Origin of the sequence: Marinobacterium sp. xm-g-48, from assembly GCF_013282925.1 — a bacterium.
Classification (GTDB): Bacteria; Pseudomonadota; Gammaproteobacteria; order Pseudomonadales; family Balneatricaceae; genus Marinobacterium_E.
Window position 1 is genome coordinate 346,083 of record NZ_WBYQ01000001.1, and the last position, 19,995, is coordinate 366,077.

20 protein-coding genes are annotated in these 19,995 nt (G+C 48.3%); 17 read left to right on the plus strand and 3 right to left on the minus strand.

Features of this window, described 5'->3' with window-relative positions; genetic code table 11:
• Positions 1-11: 11 nt before the first annotated feature.
• Entirely contained in the window at positions 12-527 is a 516-nt protein-coding gene (gene fabA / locus XMG48_RS01865) for a 3-hydroxyacyl-[acyl-carrier-protein] dehydratase FabA (protein ID WP_173480360.1), read from the minus strand.
• Between the two features lie 121 nt (positions 528-648).
• On the opposite strand from fabA, the gene tmpT reads away from it, so the two are divergent.
• Positions 649-1,281: a thiopurine S-methyltransferase gene (gene tmpT / locus XMG48_RS01870; protein WP_173480361.1), complete on the plus strand. Its 633-nt coding sequence runs from the start codon at positions 649-651 to the stop codon at positions 1,279-1,281.
• A 119-nt stretch (positions 1,282-1,400) separates the two neighbouring features.
• On the opposite strand, the gene ispB is transcribed toward tmpT, so the two are convergent.
• Complete coding sequence (gene ispB, locus XMG48_RS01875) at positions 1,401-2,369, minus strand: octaprenyl diphosphate synthase (RefSeq protein ID WP_173480362.1); 969 nt, start codon at positions 2,367-2,369, stop codon at positions 1,401-1,403.
• Between the two features lie 254 nt (positions 2,370-2,623).
• Between ispB and rplU the strand changes: the two genes are divergently transcribed.
• The 4 genes from rplU (at position 2,624) to proB (ending at position 5,770) form a co-directional block, all read left to right on the plus strand.
• The gene (gene rplU, locus XMG48_RS01880) at positions 2,624-2,935 is read left to right on the plus strand and encodes a 50S ribosomal protein L21 (RefSeq protein WP_173480363.1); all 312 of its coding nucleotides are present in this window, start codon (positions 2,624-2,626) and stop codon (positions 2,933-2,935) included.
• A gap of 24 nt (positions 2,936-2,959) precedes the next feature.
• Entirely contained in the window at positions 2,960-3,217 is a 258-nt protein-coding gene (rpmA, locus tag XMG48_RS01885) for a 50S ribosomal protein L27 (protein ID WP_173480364.1), read from the plus strand.
• 227 nt (positions 3,218-3,444) lie between these two features.
• Positions 3,445-4,644 (plus strand): Obg family GTPase CgtA, encoded by a 1,200-nt coding sequence (cgtA, locus tag XMG48_RS01890; protein WP_173480365.1) that lies wholly within the window; start codon positions 3,445-3,447, stop codon positions 4,642-4,644.
• 1 nt (position 4,645) lies between these two features.
• Entirely contained in the window at positions 4,646-5,770 is a 1,125-nt protein-coding gene (gene proB / locus XMG48_RS01895) for a glutamate 5-kinase (protein ID WP_173480366.1), read from the plus strand.
• A gap of 259 nt (positions 5,771-6,029) precedes the next feature.
• On the opposite strand, the gene rpsT is transcribed toward proB, so the two are convergent.
• The gene (rpsT, locus tag XMG48_RS01900; RefSeq protein ID WP_173480367.1) at positions 6,030-6,296 is read right to left on the minus strand and encodes a 30S ribosomal protein S20; all 267 of its coding nucleotides are present in this window, start codon (positions 6,294-6,296) and stop codon (positions 6,030-6,032) included.
• A 243-nt stretch (positions 6,297-6,539) separates the two neighbouring features.
• Here rpsT and murJ point away from each other — a divergent pair, with 243 nt between their 5' ends.
• From murJ to XMG48_RS01960, 12 genes are all read left to right on the plus strand, one after another.
• Positions 6,540-8,033: a murein biosynthesis integral membrane protein MurJ gene (gene murJ, locus XMG48_RS01905; RefSeq protein WP_173480747.1), complete on the plus strand. Its 1,494-nt coding sequence runs from the start codon at positions 6,540-6,542 to the stop codon at positions 8,031-8,033.
• Between the two features lie 112 nt (positions 8,034-8,145).
• Positions 8,146-9,078: a bifunctional riboflavin kinase/FAD synthetase gene (ribF, locus tag XMG48_RS01910; protein ID WP_173480368.1), complete on the plus strand. Its 933-nt coding sequence runs from the start codon at positions 8,146-8,148 to the stop codon at positions 9,076-9,078.
• 15 nt (positions 9,079-9,093) lie between these two features.
• Positions 9,094-11,904 (plus strand): isoleucine--tRNA ligase, encoded by a 2,811-nt coding sequence (gene ileS / locus XMG48_RS01915; RefSeq protein WP_173480369.1) that lies wholly within the window; start codon positions 9,094-9,096, stop codon positions 11,902-11,904.
• Complete coding sequence (lspA, locus tag XMG48_RS01920) at positions 11,882-12,382, plus strand: signal peptidase II (protein ID WP_173480370.1); 501 nt, start codon at positions 11,882-11,884, stop codon at positions 12,380-12,382. The genes ileS and lspA overlap by 23 nt, the downstream gene beginning before the upstream one ends.
• Positions 12,383-12,811: a peptidylprolyl isomerase gene (locus XMG48_RS01925; protein WP_173480371.1), complete on the plus strand. Its 429-nt coding sequence runs from the start codon at positions 12,383-12,385 to the stop codon at positions 12,809-12,811.
• A 57-nt stretch (positions 12,812-12,868) separates the two neighbouring features.
• On the plus strand, positions 12,869-13,273 hold the full coding sequence (locus XMG48_RS01930; protein ID WP_173480372.1) for a type IV pilin protein: 405 nt from the start codon (positions 12,869-12,871) through the stop codon (positions 13,271-13,273).
• Entirely contained in the window at positions 13,273-13,749 is a 477-nt protein-coding gene (locus tag XMG48_RS01935; RefSeq protein WP_173480373.1) for a GspH/FimT family pseudopilin, read from the plus strand. The genes XMG48_RS01930 and XMG48_RS01935 overlap by 1 nt, the downstream gene beginning before the upstream one ends.
• Entirely contained in the window at positions 13,742-14,371 is a 630-nt protein-coding gene (locus tag XMG48_RS01940; RefSeq protein WP_173480374.1) for a type II secretion system protein J, read from the plus strand. The genes XMG48_RS01935 and XMG48_RS01940 overlap by 8 nt, the downstream gene beginning before the upstream one ends.
• Before the next feature lie 2 nt (positions 14,372-14,373).
• Positions 14,374-15,474 (plus strand): hypothetical protein, encoded by a 1,101-nt coding sequence (locus XMG48_RS01945; protein WP_173480375.1) that lies wholly within the window; start codon positions 14,374-14,376, stop codon positions 15,472-15,474.
• On the plus strand, positions 15,474-17,495 hold the full coding sequence (locus XMG48_RS01950) for a hypothetical protein (RefSeq protein ID WP_173480376.1): 2,022 nt from the start codon (positions 15,474-15,476) through the stop codon (positions 17,493-17,495). Before XMG48_RS01945 ends, XMG48_RS01950 begins: the two co-directional genes overlap by 1 nt.
• Positions 17,496-17,537: 42 nt before the next feature.
• Positions 17,538-18,020, plus strand: a complete 483-nt coding sequence (locus XMG48_RS01955) for a prepilin-type N-terminal cleavage/methylation domain-containing protein (protein WP_217363798.1) — start codon at positions 17,538-17,540, stop codon at positions 18,018-18,020.
• A gap of 263 nt (positions 18,021-18,283) precedes the next feature.
• Positions 18,284-19,912: an NAD+ synthase gene (locus XMG48_RS01960; RefSeq protein WP_173480377.1), complete on the plus strand. Its 1,629-nt coding sequence runs from the start codon at positions 18,284-18,286 to the stop codon at positions 19,910-19,912.
• Positions 19,913-19,995: the final 83 nt, after the last annotated feature.

Below are 19,995 nucleotides of genomic sequence, written 5' to 3' on the forward strand. Positions count from 1 at the left end.
CGTTAACGCTCTTAGAAGTTTTCGGTGCTGGTGAATAGACCGACTTTAAGATCTGTTGCTGTGTAGATCTCGCGACCATCCACTGATACCGAACCGTCTGCAATACCCATAACCAATTTACGCTCAATCACGCGTTTCATCTGGATGTTGTAAGTGACCTTCTTAGCAGTCGGTAGTATCTGACCTGTGAATTTAACCTCACCTGAACCCAGTGCGCGACCGCGACCTGGGTTGCCTTTCCAGCCTAGGTAGAAGCCAACGATCTGCCACATTGCGTCTAGACCAAGACAGCCAGGCATTACAGGATCGCTAGGGAAGTGACAGTCGAAGAACCAAAGATCTGGACGGATATCAAGTTCAGCGATGATTTCGCCTTTACCGTGCTCGCCACCTTCAGCAGAGATCTTGGTAATACGGTCCATCATAAGCATGTTGCCAACAGGTAGGCGGGCGTTGCCTTCGCCAAACATTTCGCCGTGGCCACAGCTTAGAAGTTCGTCACGGTTAAAAGATGATTGTCTAGTCATGGTGTTCTAATTCACAGTCTTAATTACAAAAATTTGCCGGATTATACCTTTTTAGGGCTCGCTAAGCACGACATCGATCAGTTAAATTACCCGAATCACCCCATTTTAAGGAAAAACCCCTATGAAACACGCCTTCTGGCATGAGCGCTGGACTGAAAATCGCATCGGTTTTCACCAGTCAGATTTTAACCATTGGTTGACGAAATATTGGTCCACACTTGAGCTGTCTGGAGAGGAGTCTGTCTTTGTCCCGCTCTGTGGTAAAAGCCGTGACATGCTCTGGTTGCGTGAACAGGGTCATAAGGTGACCGGTGTTGAGTTGAGTGATCTGGCGTGCCGTGACTTTTTTGCAGAGCAGGGTGTCGATATCGATGCCATTGGCGATGGTGCTTTTCACCGTCGTGAGCGTGATGGAATCTCTCTGTTGGCTGGTGATGTGTTTAAAACCACCCGTGCAGCGCTCAATAACCCGCGAGCCATCTACGATCGAGCGGCATTGATAGCACTACCGCCTGAGATGCGAATCGACTACGCCGCCCATATTGCTAAGGTGACGGTTGCAGGCGATCAGATTTTGTTGATTGCGCTTGAGTATGACAATCCTAGAGACGAACCGCCGTTCTCAGTAAAAGGTGATGAAGTGCAACGTCTATTCTCTGCTGAGTTTGAGATTGAAGAGCTTGATAGCGCTGATCTAAGTGAAGGGCGTTTTGAAAATCAGCGTGAAGTGGTTTATCGGTTGGTGCGTCGGTAGGTCGAAACCAGCCAAGAACCGTGACTGACTTCAGTCTGTCATCGGCTATTTCGGCGTATTCCAGATATTTCATGTTATTGGAAAGCGGATGACAGGCTGAAGGCCTGTCACCTAAGTGTTCACTGTGTTCTTGCGATAGCCAAATCAGCAATCTGATTCAGCGTCTCTTTAAACGAAGTGTCTGGTAGAGAGGCGATGGCGTTTTTCGCTTTATCGATCTCTTCGGCTGCTTTTTGACGCGAGTAGTCGATCGATCCATTGCGTTGCACGATCTCGAGTACCGGTGATAAATCATCCAGTCCGCCTTTGCGAATCGCTTGGCGAATCAACTCTCTATCTTCATCGCTGCCGACGCGCATTGCATGAATCAGCGGCAGTGTGGCTTTGCCTTCGGCGAGGTCATCACCAACGTTCTTACCCATGGTTTCGCTATCAGATAGATAATCGAGTAGGTCATCGACGATTTGGAAGGCGATGCCAAGGTGGCGACCATAAAGTCTTAGGGCTTCGCGATTCTCTGCAGAGCTGTCCGCTAGAATTGCTCCGACCTCTGTTGCTGCTTCAAACAGCATGGCCGTTTTGCCAAGAATGACCTGAAGGTAAGACTCTTCACTGGTATCTGGGTTGCGCTGGTTTAGCAGCTGCAGAACTTCGCCTTCGGCAATGATCGTAGTGGCGTGTGAAATGACCTGCATGATCTCCATGCGGCCAATCTCAACCATGATCTGGAATGAGCGAGAGTAGAGGAAGTCACCGACTAATACGCTCGGCGCATTACCCCACTGAGCGTTTGCGGTGGCGTTACCGCGACGTAGCTCAGAGTTGTCGACCACATCGTCATGCAGCAGTGTTGCCGTATGAATGAATTCGATGACCGCTGCCAGTGGAATGTGTTGTTCCCCTTTATAGCCAGCGGCATTGGCAGCCAGTAGAACCAACAACGGACGCAAGCGCTTACCGCCACCTTCAACAATGTGATGTGCAATCTTCTCTACTAGAGGGACATTGGAGCCAAGATTGTTAAGGATGTAATCCGTAACGGCATCGAATTGAGGCTCGATCAGTGGGTTGAGTTGGTGTGGTTGCATTTTGGTTACTACTTATAAATGACAGACGGATGCTAGGGGGTGAGAGCGGGGGTGTCAATATGACTCTGGTGTATAGGCCTTCCAATGCCTCAATTTAGTGTAAATAAGGGTTGAGTTTGAGTGGGGGGTTCTGTATTATTCTGCGCCCTAGCTTGTCCAAATAACGCTCCCTGTGCGAGGGTGTCGTAAGACATCAGCCCTTCAGAGCAGGTTTCGTATTAGTAGCCGGGTAAGCAAAATATTGGAGAACACAGATGTTTGCAGTAATCGTAAGCGGTGGTAAACAGTACCGCGTACAAGAGGGTCAGACCCTTAAAGTAGAAAAGCTAGCTGTTGAAGCTGGTTCAAACGTTGATTTCGATCGCGTACTACTTGTTAGCAACGGCGACGACGTTAAAGTTGGCGCGCCAGTTGTTGAAGGTGCTAAAGTTTCTGCTGAAGTGGTATCACACGGTCGCGGTGACAAGGTGAAAATCATCAAGTTCCGTCGTCGTAAGCACCACATGAAGCGTCAGGGCCACCGTCAGTGGTACACTGAAGTTAAAATCACTGGCATTAACGGCTGATCAACGAATCTAGGAGATTAGAGAATGGCTCATAAGAAGGCAGCCGGCTCAACGCGTAACGGACGCGACTCGGAGTCGAAACGCTTAGGCGTTAAACGTTTTGGTGGTCAGGAAGTACTTGCGGGTAACATCCTGGTTCGTCAGCGCGGTACTAAATTCCACGCTGGTACAAACGTAGGCATCGGCAAAGACCACACTCTATTTGCGAAAGCAAACGGTGTTGTTAAGTTCGAAGTTAAAGGCCCTCACAACCGTAAATTCGTTAGCATCGAAACTGCCTAAGTTTCGTTGTTACGTAAAAAACCCGCTTAGGCGGGTTTTTTTGTTTTTTAGGCCGTGTCAGCGTGTCAGGCTGAAGCCAGACGCGGTTTCAAAAGGCATAAAGATTAAAAAAGCATGTAAGGTTGATTCTTACCAGAGTAAAATCAGCCCACTGAGGGAAAATAGGATCATGTCGTTAGTTTTGGTAGACGATCTGGCCCTATTTTTCCTCCATTTAGGAGAAAGAGATGAAGTTTGTTGATGAAGCACTGATTACCGTACAAGCCGGTAAAGGCGGAAACGGTTGTATGAGTTTCCGTCGCGAGAAGTACATTCCAAAAGGTGGCCCAGATGGTGGCGACGGTGGTGATGGTGGTTCTATTTTTGTCGAAGCCGATTCAGGTCTTAATACGCTAATCGATTACCGCTTTACGCGTCACTACAAAGCACAAAACGGTGAGGGCGGTCAGGGTCGTCAGTGTACCGGTTCCAAAGGGGAAGATCTGGTGCTTAAAGTGCCAGTCGGTACCACCATTGTGGATGTGGATACCGATGAGGTGTTGGCGGATCTGACGGCTGTCGGTCAGGTCGAAAAGATCGCTCAGGGCGGTTGGCACGGCTTGGGTAATACGCGTTTTAAAAGCAGTGTAAACCGTGCGCCTCGTCAAACGACTAAAGGTTCCGAGGGTGAGTTGCGTAACGTTCGTCTGGAGTTGCGTGTCCTGGCTGATGTCGGCCTTCTTGGTCTGCCAAATGCCGGCAAATCGACGCTGATTCGTTCGATCTCAGCCGCTAAGCCTAAAGTGGCTAACTACCCATTCACTACCTTGGTACCTAACCTGGGTGTCGTTCGCACCGAAGCGCACCGCAGTTTCGTCGTTGCCGATATCCCTGGAATCATTGAAGGTGCCGCAGAGGGTGCCGGTCTTGGTATTCGCTTCCTAAAACACTTGGCGCGTAACCGTGTACTGTTGCACCTGGTTGATATGGCGCCTTGGGACGAGGTGACACCTGCTGAAGCAGCGGTCACTGCAGTTAATGAGCTGAATAAGTTCTCGCCTACCTTGGCTGATCAGCCTCGCTGGTTGTTGCTGAATAAGATCGACATGGTGCCAGAAGAGGAGCTTGAAGAGCGTTGTCAGTCAGTGATCGATGCGTTGGAATGGGATGGTCCGGTATTCCGTATCTCTGCGATTAACAAGCAAGGCACTGATCTTTTGGTCCATCAGTTGCAAGACTATCTTGATGAGAAGAAAGAGGCGCTTGCAGAGAATCCAGAATTGGTGGATGCAGAGCGTGAGCTGCGTATGCAGATTGACCGTGAAGCGCGTGAAAATCTTGAGCGTATGCGTGCCGAAATGCGTGCGCGTCGTGAAGCGGGCGAAGCTGATGATTGGGATGACTTCGATGATGACGATTACGATGTTGAAGTGGAGTACGTAAAGTAACATGTCTGCATCACGTCAACGGTTAACAGAAAAGGGTCGTTGGGTCGTCAAAATCGGCAGTGCGCTGCTGACGGATGATGGTAAAGGTCTAGATCAGCAAGCGATTGTTGGCTGGGTTGAGCAGATCGCTAAACTGGTGCAGCAAGGTGTTGAGGTGGTTCTTGTCTCTTCGGGTGCTGTAGCCGAGGGGATGAATCGTTTGGGCTGGTCAGAACGTCCAAGCGAGATGTATAAACTGCAAGCCGCCGCCGCTGTCGGTCAGATGGGTTTGGTGCAAGCGTATGAGTCCAGCTTTCAGCAACACAACCTTCATACCGCTCAGGTTCTTCTGACGCATGATGACCTCTCTAACCGTAAGCGTTATCTAAACGCACGTTCGACGTTGCGCTCTCTAATCGATCTGGGCGTTGTAGCCATCGTTAATGAGAATGACACGGTTGTGACCAGTGAGATTCAGTTTGGTGATAACGATACGCTCGGTGCGTTGGTGGCTAATGCCATTGAAGCTGATGCGCTCATTCTACTGACGGATCAGAAAGGGCTGTTCACTGCGGATCCTCGCTCTAACCCTAATGCTGAATTAATCGCCGAAGGTCGTGCCGAAGATGATCACTTCCTTCAGATCGCCGGTGGCGGTGGTAAGTTGGGTCGTGGTGGTATGGCAACCAAAGTGCGTGCTGCTCGACTTGCGGCTCGTTCAGGTGCTGTAACGGTTATTGCTAGCGGTCGTGAAGAGAGTGCGTTGTTAAGAATCTTCTCGGGTGAAGAGATTGGTACGTTGTTAGTACCTGATCACGGTCGCCAAGCTGCGCGTAAACACTGGATCGCAGGGCATCTTCAGGCGCGTGGTCGTCTAGTATTGGATGCTGGCGCGGTTAAAGCGCTTAAAACGGGTGGCAAATCACTGCTGCCTGCGGGCGTTGTCAAAGTAGAGGGTGATTTCTCACGCGGTGAGATGGTCGAGCTGGTCGATACTGGCGGTGAGGTTATCGCACGCGGCTTGGTTAACTACGCCTTCGATGAGGCGGACCGTATCAAAGGTCACGCCAGCCAAGAGATAGAGTCCCTTATCGGTCACATCACCGATCCAGAGCTAGTCCATCGCGATAATATGGCGTTGGCCTAAACCGTTGGAGCGGTTTTGGTGTCTGGCTTCAGCCTGACAACCGCTATCCCAGCAGGTTAATCCTCTAGCTAATAGCACCAGTGACTGGCTTCAGCCTGTCATCTGCTTTATCGGTGTTTTCCAGACTGTCAGTAATGTCTACCAGCGGATGACAGGCTAAAGCCAGTCACCGGTATGGACTCTGTCAGCATCTTCCAGATTGCAGGCAACAAAAAACCCGCTAAGTAGCGGGTTTTTAGAAAAGCTTTTAAGCAGTCGCTTATGCAGCCATCGCTTTGATGCGTGCGTTTAGGCGACTCTTAGTGCGTGCAACAGCGCTCTTCTTGAAGATTCCTTTGTTTACTGAGCTATCTAGGATAGGCTGAGCAACTTTGAATGCTTCGTTAGCAGCAGCTTGGTCACCACCAGCAACTTCTTTTAGTACTTTCTTGATGTAAGTACGTACCATGGAGCGCAGGCTAGCGTTATGTTGACGACGCTTTTCCGCCTGGCGAGCACGTTTACGAGATCCTGCGGAATTTGCCACAGCTGAGCTCCTTAAATTTGAGTTAAACAAACGAGACAAGTGTCTCTCAAAATTGGATGCGAAATTATTCCGATATCGTTGCCGTCTGTCAAGCATTAAACACAGAAGAAATGCACTTTTAGTTGACCTTCTTCTTAGGTAGGCGATAATCGACGGATTAATTCGGCACTTTGAGGTTAAAAGTTGAGTCAAAAAGCGACATCTGGCGGCGGTCTGCTGCGCTCAAGTGCTGTGGTTGGCATCATGACCATGATCTCGCGAGTGCTGGGTTTGATTCGTGATGTGGTGGTTGCAGGTTACTTTGGCGCCAGTGGTGCATCCGACGCTTTTTTTGTCGCATTCAAAATCCCCAACTTTTTACGACGTCTTTTTGCTGAAGGGGCTTTTGCTCAAGCCTTTGTGCCGGTGCTCTCTGAGTATCGATCGCAACGTGATCTAACTGCGGTTCAATTTCTCGTAAATCGCACCGCCGGCAGCTTGGGTTCGGTGTTGTTGCTGGTCACGCTGGTGGGCAGTCTGGGTTCGCCACTATTGGCGATGCTGTTTGCGCCTGGGTTTTATATGTCAGGCTCCGAGAGCTTTGGTCTTGCGGCTGACATGCTGCGCATTACCTTTCCCTATCTGATGCTGATATCCCTAACCGCATTTTGTGGTGCCATTCTGAACTCCTATGAGCGATTTGCGGTGCCTGCCTTCACCCCGGTATTGCTGAATCTCTGTCTGATCGGTTCAGCGGTCTACTTAAGCCCCATGTTTGATCCGCCCATTATGGCGCTGGCTTGGGGTGTGTTGATGGCCGGTACCGTCCAACTGCTGTTCCAGTTGCCGTTTTTAGCGCGCCTGCGTCTATTGCCCGTGCCGCAAGCCGGTTGGAAGGATGAAGGGGTGCGGCGCATCCTGAAACTGATGCTGCCGGCTCTATTTGGTGTATCGGTTGCACAGATTAACCTGCTATTGGATACCGTGCTTGCCTCGTTCTTGCAGACGGGCAGTGTCTCTTGGCTCTACTACTCAGATCGTCTGGCAGAGCTGCCTTTAGGTGTGTTTGGTATCGCGATTGCGACGGTGATTCTGCCAAGTCTCTCTCGTAAGCACGCTGAAAAGTCAGGGGAAGAGTTCGCCAAAATGTTGGATTGGGCCGTGCGCATGGTGCTTTTGATTGGCATTCCTTCGGCTGTCGCACTGATTTTGTTGGCGGAACCCCTCCTAACGACGCTGTTCCACTACGGTGAGATGACCGATCGAGATGTCAGCATGGCCGCCATGAGTCTTCGTGCTTATGGCTTAGGTCTGCTCGCATTTATGCTGATTAAGGTGCTGGCGCCGGGCTACTTCTCTCGCCAAGATACCAAAACCCCCGTCAAAATCGCTGTTAAAGCGATGGTGGCGAATATGGTGTTTAACTTGATTCTTATCTTCCCTCTGGCGCATGCAGGGCTTGCTTTAGCAACCGCGCTGTCGGCCTTCATGAATGCTGGCTGGCTGTTGCATGGCTTAATTAAACAGGGTGTCTTTAAGTGGCAAGCTGGCTGGTTAAGATGGTCGATGCAGTTGTTGTTTGCTAATGCATTGATGGCGGCGGTTATTCTGCTGTTTGCACCGGCTGCTGCCGACTGGTTATCGGCTAGTCTATGGCAGAGAGTCGAGTGGATGTTCCTACTCGTGGCCGGTGCTGTTCTGGTTTATTGCATCGCTTTGATCCTTTCCGGTGTCAGAATTCGTCATTTGCGTGGCTAAAGCCAACAAATTCCTTCAAACATAGCGCTTTAGGTCTTAATTAGAGGGGCCTGCATGCGCTATAATCGCGCGTTTATTATTTGTCTGATGCTTGGGTGAAACTGATAACGCAATGGAACTGATTCGAGGGCTTCACAATTTACGCGATCATCATCGCGGCTGCGTTGCGACGATCGGTAACTTTGACGGCGTTCACCTAGGCCATCAGATGATACTGTCAGGTGTGCGAGAAAAAGCGCAACAACTGGGGTTGCCCTCTGTTGTGATTGTGTTTGAACCGCAACCACGTGAGTTTTTTTCGCCAGAGTCTGCGCCACCTCGCCTAACGCGTTTCGGCGAGAAGCTTCGCCTGTTAGAAGCTGAAGGGGTTGATCGCGTGCTTTGTCTTAGTTTCAACGAGCGTTTACGTTCACTGTCAGCTGAGGCGTTTATTGATGAGCTGCTGCTGAAGGGCTTGGATGTAAAGCACTTTGTGGTGGGTGACGATTTTCGTTTTGGTTGTGATCGCTGTGGCGATTACGCACTGCTTAAGGCTGCAGGTGAATCACATGGATTTACCGTCGCTGACACACCGACACTGATTTTAGAGGATGAGCGAGTCAGCAGTTCACGTGTTCGTGAAACGCTTACCGCTAACAACTTATCCTTAGCTGCTCGTTTGTTAGGGCGTCGCTATCGCGTCACCGGCCGTGTGCAACATGGGCAAAAAGTGGGTCGTGAGCTCGGCTTTCCGACAGCCAATGTGCGCATGCATAAATACGCCTGCCCTATGCGGGGTGTCTACACGGTAAGGGCGCACTTGGCGGGTAAGGCCTATAACGCGATTTGCAATGTTGGCAGTCGGCCGACACTTAATGGTGTGCGTCCTGTGTTGGAAGTGCACCTGCTAGATTTTTCGGGGCAGCTCTATGGGGAGCTGCTCAGTGTTGAATTTTTACATCCAATGCGTGCGGAGCAACGCTTTGATGGATTGGATGCTTTGCGAGAACAGATCGCAAAAGATATCGCTGCAGCGCGCGCTTGGTTCGCTGCCGCAAATACCTAAACTGGGACTGGATTGATGACCGATTACAAACCGACTCTAAACCTGCCGGAAACTGCGTTCCCAATGCGCGGTAACCTGCCATCTGCTGAACCTAAGCGTCTTGCTAAATGGAAAGAGATGGATCTTTACGCACGAATTCGTGAAGTGAGCGCAGGTCGACCAAAATTTATTCTGCACGATGGCCCTCCTTACGCTAACGGCAGCATTCACATTGGTCACGCGGTGAATAAGATCATCAAAGATATGATCATCAAATCCAAAACCCTAAGTGGTTTTGACTCGCCTTACACGCCAGGTTGGGACTGTCACGGTCTGCCGATCGAGCACAAGGTTGAGACACTGATCGGTAAGGCGGGCGAGAAAGTCTCTTACGCGGATTTCCGTGCTAAGTGTCGCTCCTATGCGACTGAGCAGATCGCCGGTCAGAAAGAGGACTTTATTCGTCTAGGTATTCAGGGTGATTGGGATGAGCCTTACCTAACGATGAACTTCAAAACCGAAGCGAATACCGTTCGTGCATTGGGCAAAATTGCAGAACGTGGCCACCTAGTGAAAGGTTACAAGCCGGTCTACTGGAGTGTGGTCGGTAAATCGGCCTTGGCTGAGACTGAGGTTGAGTACCAAGACAAAACCTCTACTGCGATCGATGTGCGTTTCACCTTTGTCGATCAAGCTAAAGTGAATGCACTGTTCGGTACTGACAAACAGAAGGTTTCGCTTGTCATCTGGACAACCACACCTTGGACAATTCCTGCTAACCAAGCGGTATCGGTTAACGGTGAGTTGGAGTATGCCCTGGTTGAAGTTCACCTTGAGAGCGGTGTCGATTACCAGGTTCTAGCCGAGTCGATGGTTGAGTCGATCATGGAACGCTGGGGAGTGGATAAGTACGAAGTCTTGGGTCGTGTAAACGGTGCTGCGCTGGAGCTACTTAAACTTGAACACCCTGTGTTTGATCGTGAAGTGCCAGTCATCTTGGGTGATCACGTTACAACCGATGCCGGTACCGGTGCGGTCCATACAGCGCCTGATCACGGTATGGATGACTTCATTGTCGGTAACCGTTACGACCTTAAAACCCTTAACCTTGTTCAAGCCGATGGTGTTTACACTGACGCGGCAGGTGAGTTTGCTGGCATCCATGTCTACAAAGCGGATGCACCGGTAACGGAAGCGCTAGAGCGTGAAGGTAAGTTGGTGCACCTAAAACGTTTCCAACACAGCTACCCACACTGCTGGCGTACCAAAACGCCACTGATCTACCGTGCAACGCCGCAGTGGTTCATCTCTATGGAGAAAGAGAACCTGAAAGCCGATGCGATGGATGCGATCAAAGGGGTGCAGTGGTTCCCAGATTGGGGTCAGACGCGTATCGAAGCGATGGTCGGTCAGAGCCCAGATTGGTGTGTATCACGTCAACGTACCTGGGGTACGCCGATTACGCTGTTCACACACAAGCAGACGGGGGAGCTTCACCCACGCACGACTGAGTTGATCGAGCAGGTTGCGCTACGTATCGAAGAGACTGGTATCGATGCATGGTTTGATCTAGATCCAGCTGAGCTGTTGGGTGATGAGGCAGCGGATTACGATAAAGTGACCGACACCATGGACGTCTGGTTCGATTCGGGTGTCACGCACCACTCAGTTCTGCGTACCAAAGAGAGCCTGCACTTCCCGGCTGATATGTACCTAGAGGGGTCGGATCAGCACCGTGGTTGGTTCCAGTCGTCACTGAAAACATCGATCGCGATTAACGGTTGTGCACCGTATAAGCAGGTTCTGACTCACGGCTTTACCGTCGATGAGAAGGGCTACAAGATGTCTAAGTCACTGGGTAACGTCATTGCGCCTCAGCAGGTGAATGACAAACTGGGTGCGGATATTCTTCGCCTGTGGGTTGCCTCTACAGACTACTCGGGTGATATGGCTGTTTCGGATCAGATTCTTCAGCGAACGGCAGACAGCTACCGTCGTATCCGTAATACATCACGCTTCCTACTGGCGAACCTAAACGGTTTTGATCCAGAGGCGCACAGCGTAAAACCAGAAGAGATGCTGGCGCTGGATCGCTGGGCGGTTGATTCGGCTTACCGTCTGCAGCAGCGTGTGATCGATGCATACAACAGCTACCGTTTCTTGGATGTTTACCAGCAAGTTCACAACTTCTGTGCACAAGAACTGGGTGGTTTCTACCTAGACATCATTAAAGATCGTCAGTACACCACTAAGCCAGATAGCTTGGCTCGTCGTTCATGTCAGACGGCTCTGTACCATATTGCGCAGGCACTGGTTCGCTGGATTGCACCGATCTTGAGCTTCACCGCTGATGAGATCATCGAAGTGTTGCCAGGCAATAACCCTGAAAGTGCCATGCTAACGACCTGGTACGAAGGCTTGTTTGAGATGACTGCAGACGATGCCTTTGGTCGTGAGTACTGGGAGCGTGTGCTTCAGGTTAAACAGGCAGTTAACAAGTGTCTTGAAGAAGCGCGTAACGAGAAGCTAGTTAAAGCCTCTCTTGCCGCTGAAGTGACGCTCTATGCCGACGAACAGATCACAGCCGATTTGAATCGTTTGGGTGATGAGCTTCGCTTCGTATTGATCACATCGACCGCCAGCATTGAGCCGCTAGCGAATGGCGCAGACGCTCGTGAAACAGCGGTTGAAGGTCTTAAAGTCGCAGTTAAAGCGTCGGAAGAGGCGAAGTGTGCTCGTTGTTGGCACCACCGTGAAGATGTCGGCCAAAACGCCGATCACCCAGAGCTGTGTACACGTTGTGTCGATAACGTAGAGGGCGAAGGTGAGCAGCGTCACTACGCGTAATCCTTCGGCACTGCAGTGGCTATGGCTCAGCCTAGCCATTGTGGTGCTTGATCTTGGCAGTAAAGCGCTGGCATCCAGTATGCTGAGCTACAACCTGCCGATCTCGATTTTTCCCATCTTCGATTTAAGGTTGTTGCACAACACAGGCGCCGCCTTTAGCTTTTTAGCCAGTGAAGCAGGGTGGCAGCGCTGGCTGTTTGTGACCATCGCGGTTGTCGTGAGTGGGTTGATTGTTCACTGGCTTCGCCAAACAGAGCCAGAGCAAAAGATACAGGCCTTTGGTTATGCCGCTATTTTAGGCGGTGCTCTGGGCAATCTTTTTGACCGTATTGTTCACGGTTATGTGGTGGATTTTCTATCCTTTCACTACGCAGGTTGGTACTTCCCAGCCTTTAATATCGCCGATGTGGGTATCACCCTCGGCGCCATTGCATTGATTGTTGATGCACTATTTTTATCAAAAGACCGGAGTAAATAGATGAGCGAACTCACCATTGAACAGGGCCGTAAAGTGACCATGCACTTCGCGATCAAACTCACCGATGGACAGATCGTAGACTCTAACTTCGAAGGCGCTCCGGTCGAATTTGAAGTGGGTGATGGTAATATCCCAGAAGGCTTTGAAGCCGCTTTGACAGGGCTGAAAGTGGGCGATCATCTCGATCTCACCATCGATCCAGAGCGCGGCTTTGGTCAGCACAACCCAAGCAACATTCAAACCATGAAACGCTCAGACTTCAAAGATATGGAGTTAGAGCCAGGCTTGGTCATCTCATTCCAAGAGCCCGGTGGTGAACTGCCCGGTGTCATTGTTGAGTTCGATGACGAACGCGTAGAAGTTGATTTCAATCACCCTCTTGCAGGAAAAACGATTCTTTTCGAAGTTCAGGTTCTGAATATTCAGTAAAACCCCCTCCATTTTCTGTTCCTCTGCTATATTTAATGAATGTAACGGAGGGATTCTATGCGTCACCAAAAAGGCTTTACTCTGATTGAACTGATGATTGTAGTAGCGATTATCGGCATTCTTGCGTCTATCGCTTATCCGGCTTATCAGGATTATGTTCAGCAGGCACGTCGAACCGAGGCGATGAATGCTCTCTCAGAAGTTCGTATCGCACAGGAAAAATGGCGAGCGAACCATACTTCGTTCACTGACGATTTAAGTGGCTTAGATGTAGATGCAACAACAGAGTCTGGTTTTTATACTGTTTCGGTATCCGTTTTATCAAATACTCAGTATTTAGGTTATGCAATTCCCCAGGGTGCCCAGGAAACGGATGAATGTAAAACCTTTGTTGTTGATCGAAACGGAGTGAGTCAACCAGATCCATCTGAGCATGCCAGTCTAGAGTGCTGGGGACGATGATGTGTAAACGGCTTATATTTCAAAAGGGTGTCACTATGGTTGAGGTCATGGTGACAGTGGCAATTATAGGAATCATTGCTGCTATCGCGATCCCTTCCTACCAAGATTACGTAGATAAAGCTCGTCTAAATAGTGCCGTTGAAGCCGTATACAATCAGATCGTCTTAGCTAAGCGCGAAGCTGTTTCAAATAACGCTGATCGTTATGCCAATCTAGTAACCGATTCTGGTAACTGGTGTGTCTACGTTAGTACTTCAGCGGCTAGTTCAAATACCTGTGATACATCTGGTTTATATGTAGATAAATCAAAGTTTGAGGGCGTGCTTGTTGACGTGGCTTCAGTGGCGATTGGTTTTTACATGCCGGATCTCCGATCTGTTAGTACCGCGATTAAATTCACAAGTCCTAGTGGTAACGCGAAAAAAACTATTTCTACATCAGAGCATCATATGATCTCGGTGGGTTCATATGAATAAATATTTGGTTAAGCAAAAGGGCTACACACTCATAGAGCTAATGATCGGTATGGCTGTGGGTCTTATCGTTCTCTCTGGAGCGCTTTTTCTTTACCTGCAGATATTTAATGTGAGTAAAACAACCCTGGCTTCTACTCAACTCAACCGAGAATTGAGCATACTTATAGATACCATGAGCGGCGAGATTCGTCGTCATGGTTATTCGGCTCTAGGTAGTAATAGTTACTACCAGACAAACAGCTCCTCTCTAGAAGTTAATATGAGTGGCGACTGCATTTTGTATGGTTACGATGTTAATTCAAACGATAATGAAGTTTCTGATGTCTCAAGTGATCAGAAAGGTTTTCGTCTAGATAGTGGAGTAATTCATACAAAAGCAGACGAGTCAGCTAACTGTGACCCTGTCTTTGACAAAACACATTGGACTGCAATTACAGATGAATCAGTTATGGATATTAGTGATCTAACGATTGCTTTGAATACTGTGTCCACAGCTAACGGTAGCGTAACCGTCTACTCACGATCGGTTGATCTATCTATTACAGCATCCCATGCGACTGAATCACTTAGCTCTACTAAGTCAGTTTCTGTTTTAATACCTAACAACTACGTTGAGGACTGAACATGATCATTTCTCACCGAATACAAAATCAAAAAGGCATAGCGACACTAGTTACAGTTATCGTTCTGCTAATAGCTACAACTATTACAGCTTTCACTATTTCTTCTTCTATTGTTAGCGAAAAGCAAGTAGTGGCCGATGAACAGAGATCACTAATGGCTCTTGAAGCTGCTCAATCTGGCCTAGCTGAAGGTGTGAATTATTATCGCAAGTTTGGTGTGTTGCCATCTGTTACATCGAAAGCATCTGGTTCTGTCGCTTCTGGTTATCTAGAGACATGGAGTTATTGGGGAGCATCAATGCCAGATTCTTCTGGAGGCGTGGACTGGGAGCTTCATTCAACAGGAGCTAGTGATGATGGTTCTGTAAATAGAATCTTACGAATGAAAATTGATTTCGCAAAATTAGATTTACCAAATGCCCCAATAGTTACAGCAGCGGCACCTAATTTTAGTGGTGATTTTGAGATCGTTAATCTAAGTGGTAATACCACTATATGGACTGGGCAGTCAGTCAATATAAGCTCCAATGCCTTCTCTACAAAGGTTCCTAATCCCCTCGATCCAGACACACTAATAGAGTCAACAACGATAAATTATCGGGGTAGTGACATCATAGAAAACGATCCTAATTTGGCTGGTCTTGATGAAGATCAATTTCAACAAGCTTTTCTTGGAAGTACAGTCGAGGAATTTTGTGAGCAAGATTTTATCGATAGAAACGATTACTCGACTGGCGGTCAGGGTGAAACATCCTTTAAAGAGGCTCTTCAGAACGCAGGGACAGTCGTATGTATTCGAGACACTTCTGATGGTGATGTTGAAATACCAACGGATACATTTGATGGATCTGTTCAGAAAACAATCATCATTGATGGGAATTGGGATCAATCCAATTCAAATACATTTCGCGGATTAGTTTTCGTTACACAAGATGTAAAAAAACTTACTGGTAATAGTCCTATTTACGGTAGTTTGATGGCATTTGGAGAGGTAGGGAATGGAGCAGGTACACCATCGATTATCTTTAATTCTGATTACACCACTAATTTGGGTGATTCATCTGATGCAACGGCTATTAGTGGTACTTGGAGAGATTGGTGATGCGAAGTTATAAAGGTTTTGTACTAATAGAAGCGTTAATAGCCTTAATAGTCTCCGCAGTTGGTTTACTAGGCGTAGCTTTGATTTCATCTAATTATTTGTCTGATTCTTCCGAATCAAAAGCTCGCGCAGAGGCAATTGCTATAGCTCAGAAAGAGATTGAAAAATTGAGAAAACTTGCGGGTGAGCAGCCCATAGCATCAATTGCTAATGGATCTGTTCAGTGGCCTGAAAGTTTACCTGTTTCCGGAGTGTCCGATAATTTTTATGTTAGCAGTCGAGCAGATAGTTCATATAGTGATGGTTTGCTAAAAACAGGAGTGGTCGTTTCCTGGAGCACTGGCTCGGTAACTCTGAATACAGTGGTTGTTGAAGATATTTATGATTCTAAAGCCAAGGGGGCTAATGGTTCAGGCTCGGGTGGGAGTAATCCATTCTCTATAGATATGCCGACAGGAGAAGCTGAGTACGGAAGCGATGTTGTAGCAAATAACGGGATGCTTCCACTAGGTGTTGATCTAGGTACTGTGAGTTCATCCATAGAGTCAGGGGTACTTAAGTTGACAGCTAAAGACCCAAACAACACGGAAAATACAATTGAATTGCTTACATATTCTGGGGGGAGCGCCTTCTCAGAGATACGAGGTTTTGTATATGTTGACTATGATTCAACTGGATTATCGTCCAGTGATATTGATGCAATAATTGTTAGGCCTGCTGATACTGGCCTGTGCCCCAAAGGAACAGGCACATCTGTTAGTGGATCTAACGACTGGTTTTTTGAGTACACGTGCTTCTTTGGTGCTGGTTGGTACGGGAATATAGATGTTCAGTTTATAGCTGAAGGTACCGGAAATCAGGGGTACAGTATTGATAGTACTAAATCACAATGTGTTGGTGACCCTACCTATACTGATGACGGAACAGATTTGTCTCATCATCCTCAAATTATTTTAGCAGCTGACGATAAACGAGAATACAGGGGTTATGGCCTCGCGTTTACAAACGGCGGTGTAATTGGAGTTGATGGAAGAGAGATAAAGCTAGTCGCTCAGGGACTTGGCGAAGGTGATGTGTACGGTTTTGGTGAGATTGCCGATAACCAGCATAAACGAGGAGTTGGCTTTCACGATTATATGATCGTTGGTAACACCGTGACTTCTGATTCAGGATGTTCTACAAAACTTTCAGCGGTGTCAGTTAGCTCTTCTGGATATAGTTCAATAAGTGATGCATTTGAAGATAATAAGGGTGACTTTATTTGCTTGGAAGTTAATGGCGAAGAGAGCTGTCCAGGAACAGTTCCTGGCGATTCATCTATAAGTGTCTCCGCATATCAGTTCACGATAACGGGAACAGTATCAAGTGCTTATTTACCCGCCTCAGATGCAGTTGCTTCTGTTACTAGCCAATTTCCATCTGGTAGCTATACCGTCTGTTTAGATAGTGCTGATGGCACACCTGATTGTAACGATCCATCTACTCAAACAATACCCGTTTGCTCGGTTAATAATAGTGAATACTCATGTGATTTTTTTGTAGCGAGTGGAGCTTCTTGGAGTGGAGAGCTTGTTCATAGTTTGTCGGAAGCAGCATCTAATGCTGGCTACTCTATTTGCTCTCCTGATGGTGGGGTGGATAGCAGTTTTGGTGCAGTTTCTAGTTCTGCTCAAGGTGCAAATGTTGTTATTGCGCTTTCTTGTGCTGAGCCCCCAGAGGGTAGTATTGCTTCGCCTAATCTATATTGGAGTGATGAGGGTAATGGAATTGTGGGATGGCAATCTGTTGCCGGAGCATCAAGTTATAATGTTTACACATGCACAGTCACTAGCAATAACATTACTTCATGTGATCCGGAGTCAAGCAACCCCTCTAATCAAATGGGCAATAGATTTACGTTGTTACCAAGCTACAATTCTACCGTGTGTCTAGAGGTGAAAAGTGTCGCTAGTGGGGAAGTGAGTGCTTTTTCGCAACGTTACTGCAGGTTTAAGAAAAATAATTACAGTACATCTCCTTAGACAAGTTTTTAGCACAGAAATAATTTTCTCAAGGAGGAGAAATTGAAAACGAAGCTAAACCCAAGGATGGGTGGCTATACCCTCATCGAACTGATGATCGCGGTCGTGATCATCGCTATTCTCTCTTCAATTGCACTGCCTGCGTATACTCAATTCACGGTGCGTGCCAAGTTGATCGATGCTCTGGCAGCAACGGAGCCGATTAAGCTGGCGCTGGTTGATTATGCGATTGCGAATGGCGGTACTTCAGGTTTAAAAGATTTGAAATGGAATACAGCCCTTAGTGAACTAGGCGTCAGTAATGAATACTTTGGGGATAACTCCGCTTATGTAAAGAATGCATGGTGGAGTCATTCCTCCGGCGAAATTCGGGTATCAATTGCCAATATTGATGAGTTGGAAGGGCGGCGGTTTGTGTTGCGGGCGGAGAATCCGGATTTTCCGACGACTTGGCGATGTATTAGCGATGATTCGGATGAGTCGTTGATTCCTAGTGAGTATTTGCCGGGGTTTTGTCGGGAGTGAAAGTATGGATGATTGTGCGGATGACAGGTTAAAACCAGTCACCATATCTAAAAGCGGTCGGCGTCCCTTTGGGAGGCCTCCTACAGGGTGCTTTTTTATTGGGGTGGTGACAGGCTGAAGCCTGTTACCTGATCGCGTCCTCTTCGAGAATGCTCCAACAGTTTCGGGGTTTCAAGCTTTGCTTGAATTCCCTCCTACAAGCAGAGCATCACATTGGGTTATACTCTGCAAATCTATTTAATTTGCAGATTTCAACTCCCATTATGTCTGAAAAACTTGTTGTTGCGCTGGCGCAGATTAACTTCTTAGTCGGTGATATTCCGGGTAATACACAAAAGATGATCGATGCTGCTATGGATGCAGCGTCTCAAGGTGATACGGATATTATCGTCTTTTCTGAGCTGTCGATTACCGGTTATCCGCCCGAAGATTTGTTGCTGCGTCCCAGTCTTAAACGTCGGGTTGATGAGGCCCTTGAACGGCTGAAAACTGAGGTCCGTGGCATTGCTTTGTTGGTGGGCTATCCAGCTGAGAAAGAGGGCGAGTTACGCAACATGGCGGCCATCATTGAGGATGGTGAGGTGTTGATCGAGTATGCCAAACAGCATCTGCCTAACTATCTTGTCTTTGATGAAGATCGCTACTTTGAACCGCACACTAATGACGGTGTATTTGAGTACAAGGGTCACACTTTAGGGCTGCAAATCTGTGCCGATATTTGGGAGAGAGAGCCGACTCAACGCCAGGCCGAGGCCGGTGTTAAAGCGATTCTTGTGCCTAATGCATCTCCCTATCACATGGGTAAAACCAATGAGCGTACCGAGGCGTTACAAGATCGTGCAACCACTGCAAATGCCCCGATTGTCTATGTAAACCAAGTGGGTGCGCAGGATGAGTTGGTCTTTGATGGTGGTTCGCAGGTCGTGGATGCCAAGGGGCAGCTAGCCTACATGGCGCCTCATCATGAAGAGGGTATCTACAAGGTATCTATCGATCTTGAATCGGGTGCTGTTGAGCCGCTACAGCCTTCAACGCCCGAAGCTGATCACTATAGTATGGTCTACCAAACGCTTGTGATGGGCGTACGCGATTACGTTAACAAGAACGGCTTTAAGGGGGTAGTGTTTGGCCTATCTGGCGGTATCGATTCGGCATTAACGGCTGCAGTTGCTGTGGATGCCTTGGGTCCGGATCGTGTTGAGTGTGTCATGATGCCGTTTAAGTACACCTCTTCAATTAGTGTCGAGGATGCTGCACTAGAAGCAGAGGCTTTAGGTATTCGCCACTCGGTGATCTCTATTGAGCCGATGTATGAAGCGTTCATGCAGGAGTTGGCGGGCGAATTTGCTGGTACAGAGGTCGATGCAACGGAAGAGAACCTGCAAGCACGCTGTCGGGGTGTCTTGTTGATGGCGATCTCCAACAAGAAAGGCTACCTTGTTCTGACGACCAGCAATAAATCGGAAACAGCCGTCGGTTATTCGACCTTGTACGGTGATATGGCCGGTGGTTTCTGTGTCCTCAAAGACATTCCGAAAACTCTGGTCTATGAGCTATCGCGTTACCGCAATACGATCAGCCCAGTCATCCCAGAGCGTGTAATCACTCGTCCACCCTCGGCGGAACTGCGTCCTGATCAGACAGACCAAGATAGCTTGCCAGATTACGATCAGTTAGATGCGATCATCGAGATGTACGTCGAGCATGATTACAGTGCTGAGATGATCATTGCTGAAGGGTACAACGAGGCCGATGTGCTGCGCGTGATTCGTCTGATCGATATTAACGAGTACAAACGTCGCCAAGCGCCGATCGGCACGCGTATCACCAATCGTGGCTTTGGTCGTGATCGACGTTATCCGATAACGTCTGGGTGGAAGGCTGGAGTGTGACGCCAAAGCGTCACCGGGTCTGACCTCCGGTCTGACCCGACTATTAATTTACACTTCATAAGTTCTGGAAAACGCTGATAATG

Excerpts from the sequence above, each read along its gene's own strand:
- proB (WP_173480366.1), top strand. The coding sequence starts at position 4,646 with ATGTCTGCATCACGTCAACGGTTAACAGAAAAGGGTCGTTGGGTCGTC.
- rpmA (WP_173480364.1), top strand. The coding sequence starts at position 2,960 with ATGGCTCATAAGAAGGCAGCCGGCTCAACGCGTAACGGACGCGACTCG.
- fabA (WP_173480360.1), bottom strand. The coding sequence starts at position 527 with ATGACTAGACAATCATCTTTTAACCGTGACGAACTTCTAAGCTGTGGC.
- XMG48_RS01935 (WP_173480373.1), top strand. The coding sequence starts at position 13,273 with ATGTGTAAACGGCTTATATTTCAAAAGGGTGTCACTATGGTTGAGGTC.
- XMG48_RS01940 (WP_173480374.1), top strand. The coding sequence starts at position 13,742 with ATGAATAAATATTTGGTTAAGCAAAAGGGCTACACACTCATAGAGCTA.
- XMG48_RS01925 (WP_173480371.1), top strand. The coding sequence starts at position 12,383 with ATGAGCGAACTCACCATTGAACAGGGCCGTAAAGTGACCATGCACTTC.
- rplU (WP_173480363.1), top strand. The coding sequence starts at position 2,624 with ATGTTTGCAGTAATCGTAAGCGGTGGTAAACAGTACCGCGTACAAGAG.
- ribF (WP_173480368.1), top strand. The coding sequence starts at position 8,146 with ATGGAACTGATTCGAGGGCTTCACAATTTACGCGATCATCATCGCGGC.
- tmpT (WP_173480361.1), top strand. The coding sequence starts at position 649 with ATGAAACACGCCTTCTGGCATGAGCGCTGGACTGAAAATCGCATCGGT.
- murJ (WP_173480747.1), top strand. The coding sequence starts at position 6,540 with ATGACCATGATCTCGCGAGTGCTGGGTTTGATTCGTGATGTGGTGGTT.
- XMG48_RS01950 (WP_173480376.1), top strand. The coding sequence starts at position 15,474 with ATGCGAAGTTATAAAGGTTTTGTACTAATAGAAGCGTTAATAGCCTTA.
- XMG48_RS01945 (WP_173480375.1), top strand. The coding sequence starts at position 14,374 with ATGATCATTTCTCACCGAATACAAAATCAAAAAGGCATAGCGACACTA.
- XMG48_RS01930 (WP_173480372.1), top strand. The coding sequence starts at position 12,869 with ATGCGTCACCAAAAAGGCTTTACTCTGATTGAACTGATGATTGTAGTA.
- ileS (WP_173480369.1), top strand. The coding sequence starts at position 9,094 with ATGACCGATTACAAACCGACTCTAAACCTGCCGGAAACTGCGTTCCCA.
- cgtA (WP_173480365.1), top strand. The coding sequence starts at position 3,445 with ATGAAGTTTGTTGATGAAGCACTGATTACCGTACAAGCCGGTAAAGGC.
- ispB (WP_173480362.1), bottom strand. The coding sequence starts at position 2,369 with ATGCAACCACACCAACTCAACCCACTGATCGAGCCTCAATTCGATGCC.
- XMG48_RS01960 (WP_173480377.1), top strand. The coding sequence starts at position 18,284 with ATGTCTGAAAAACTTGTTGTTGCGCTGGCGCAGATTAACTTCTTAGTC.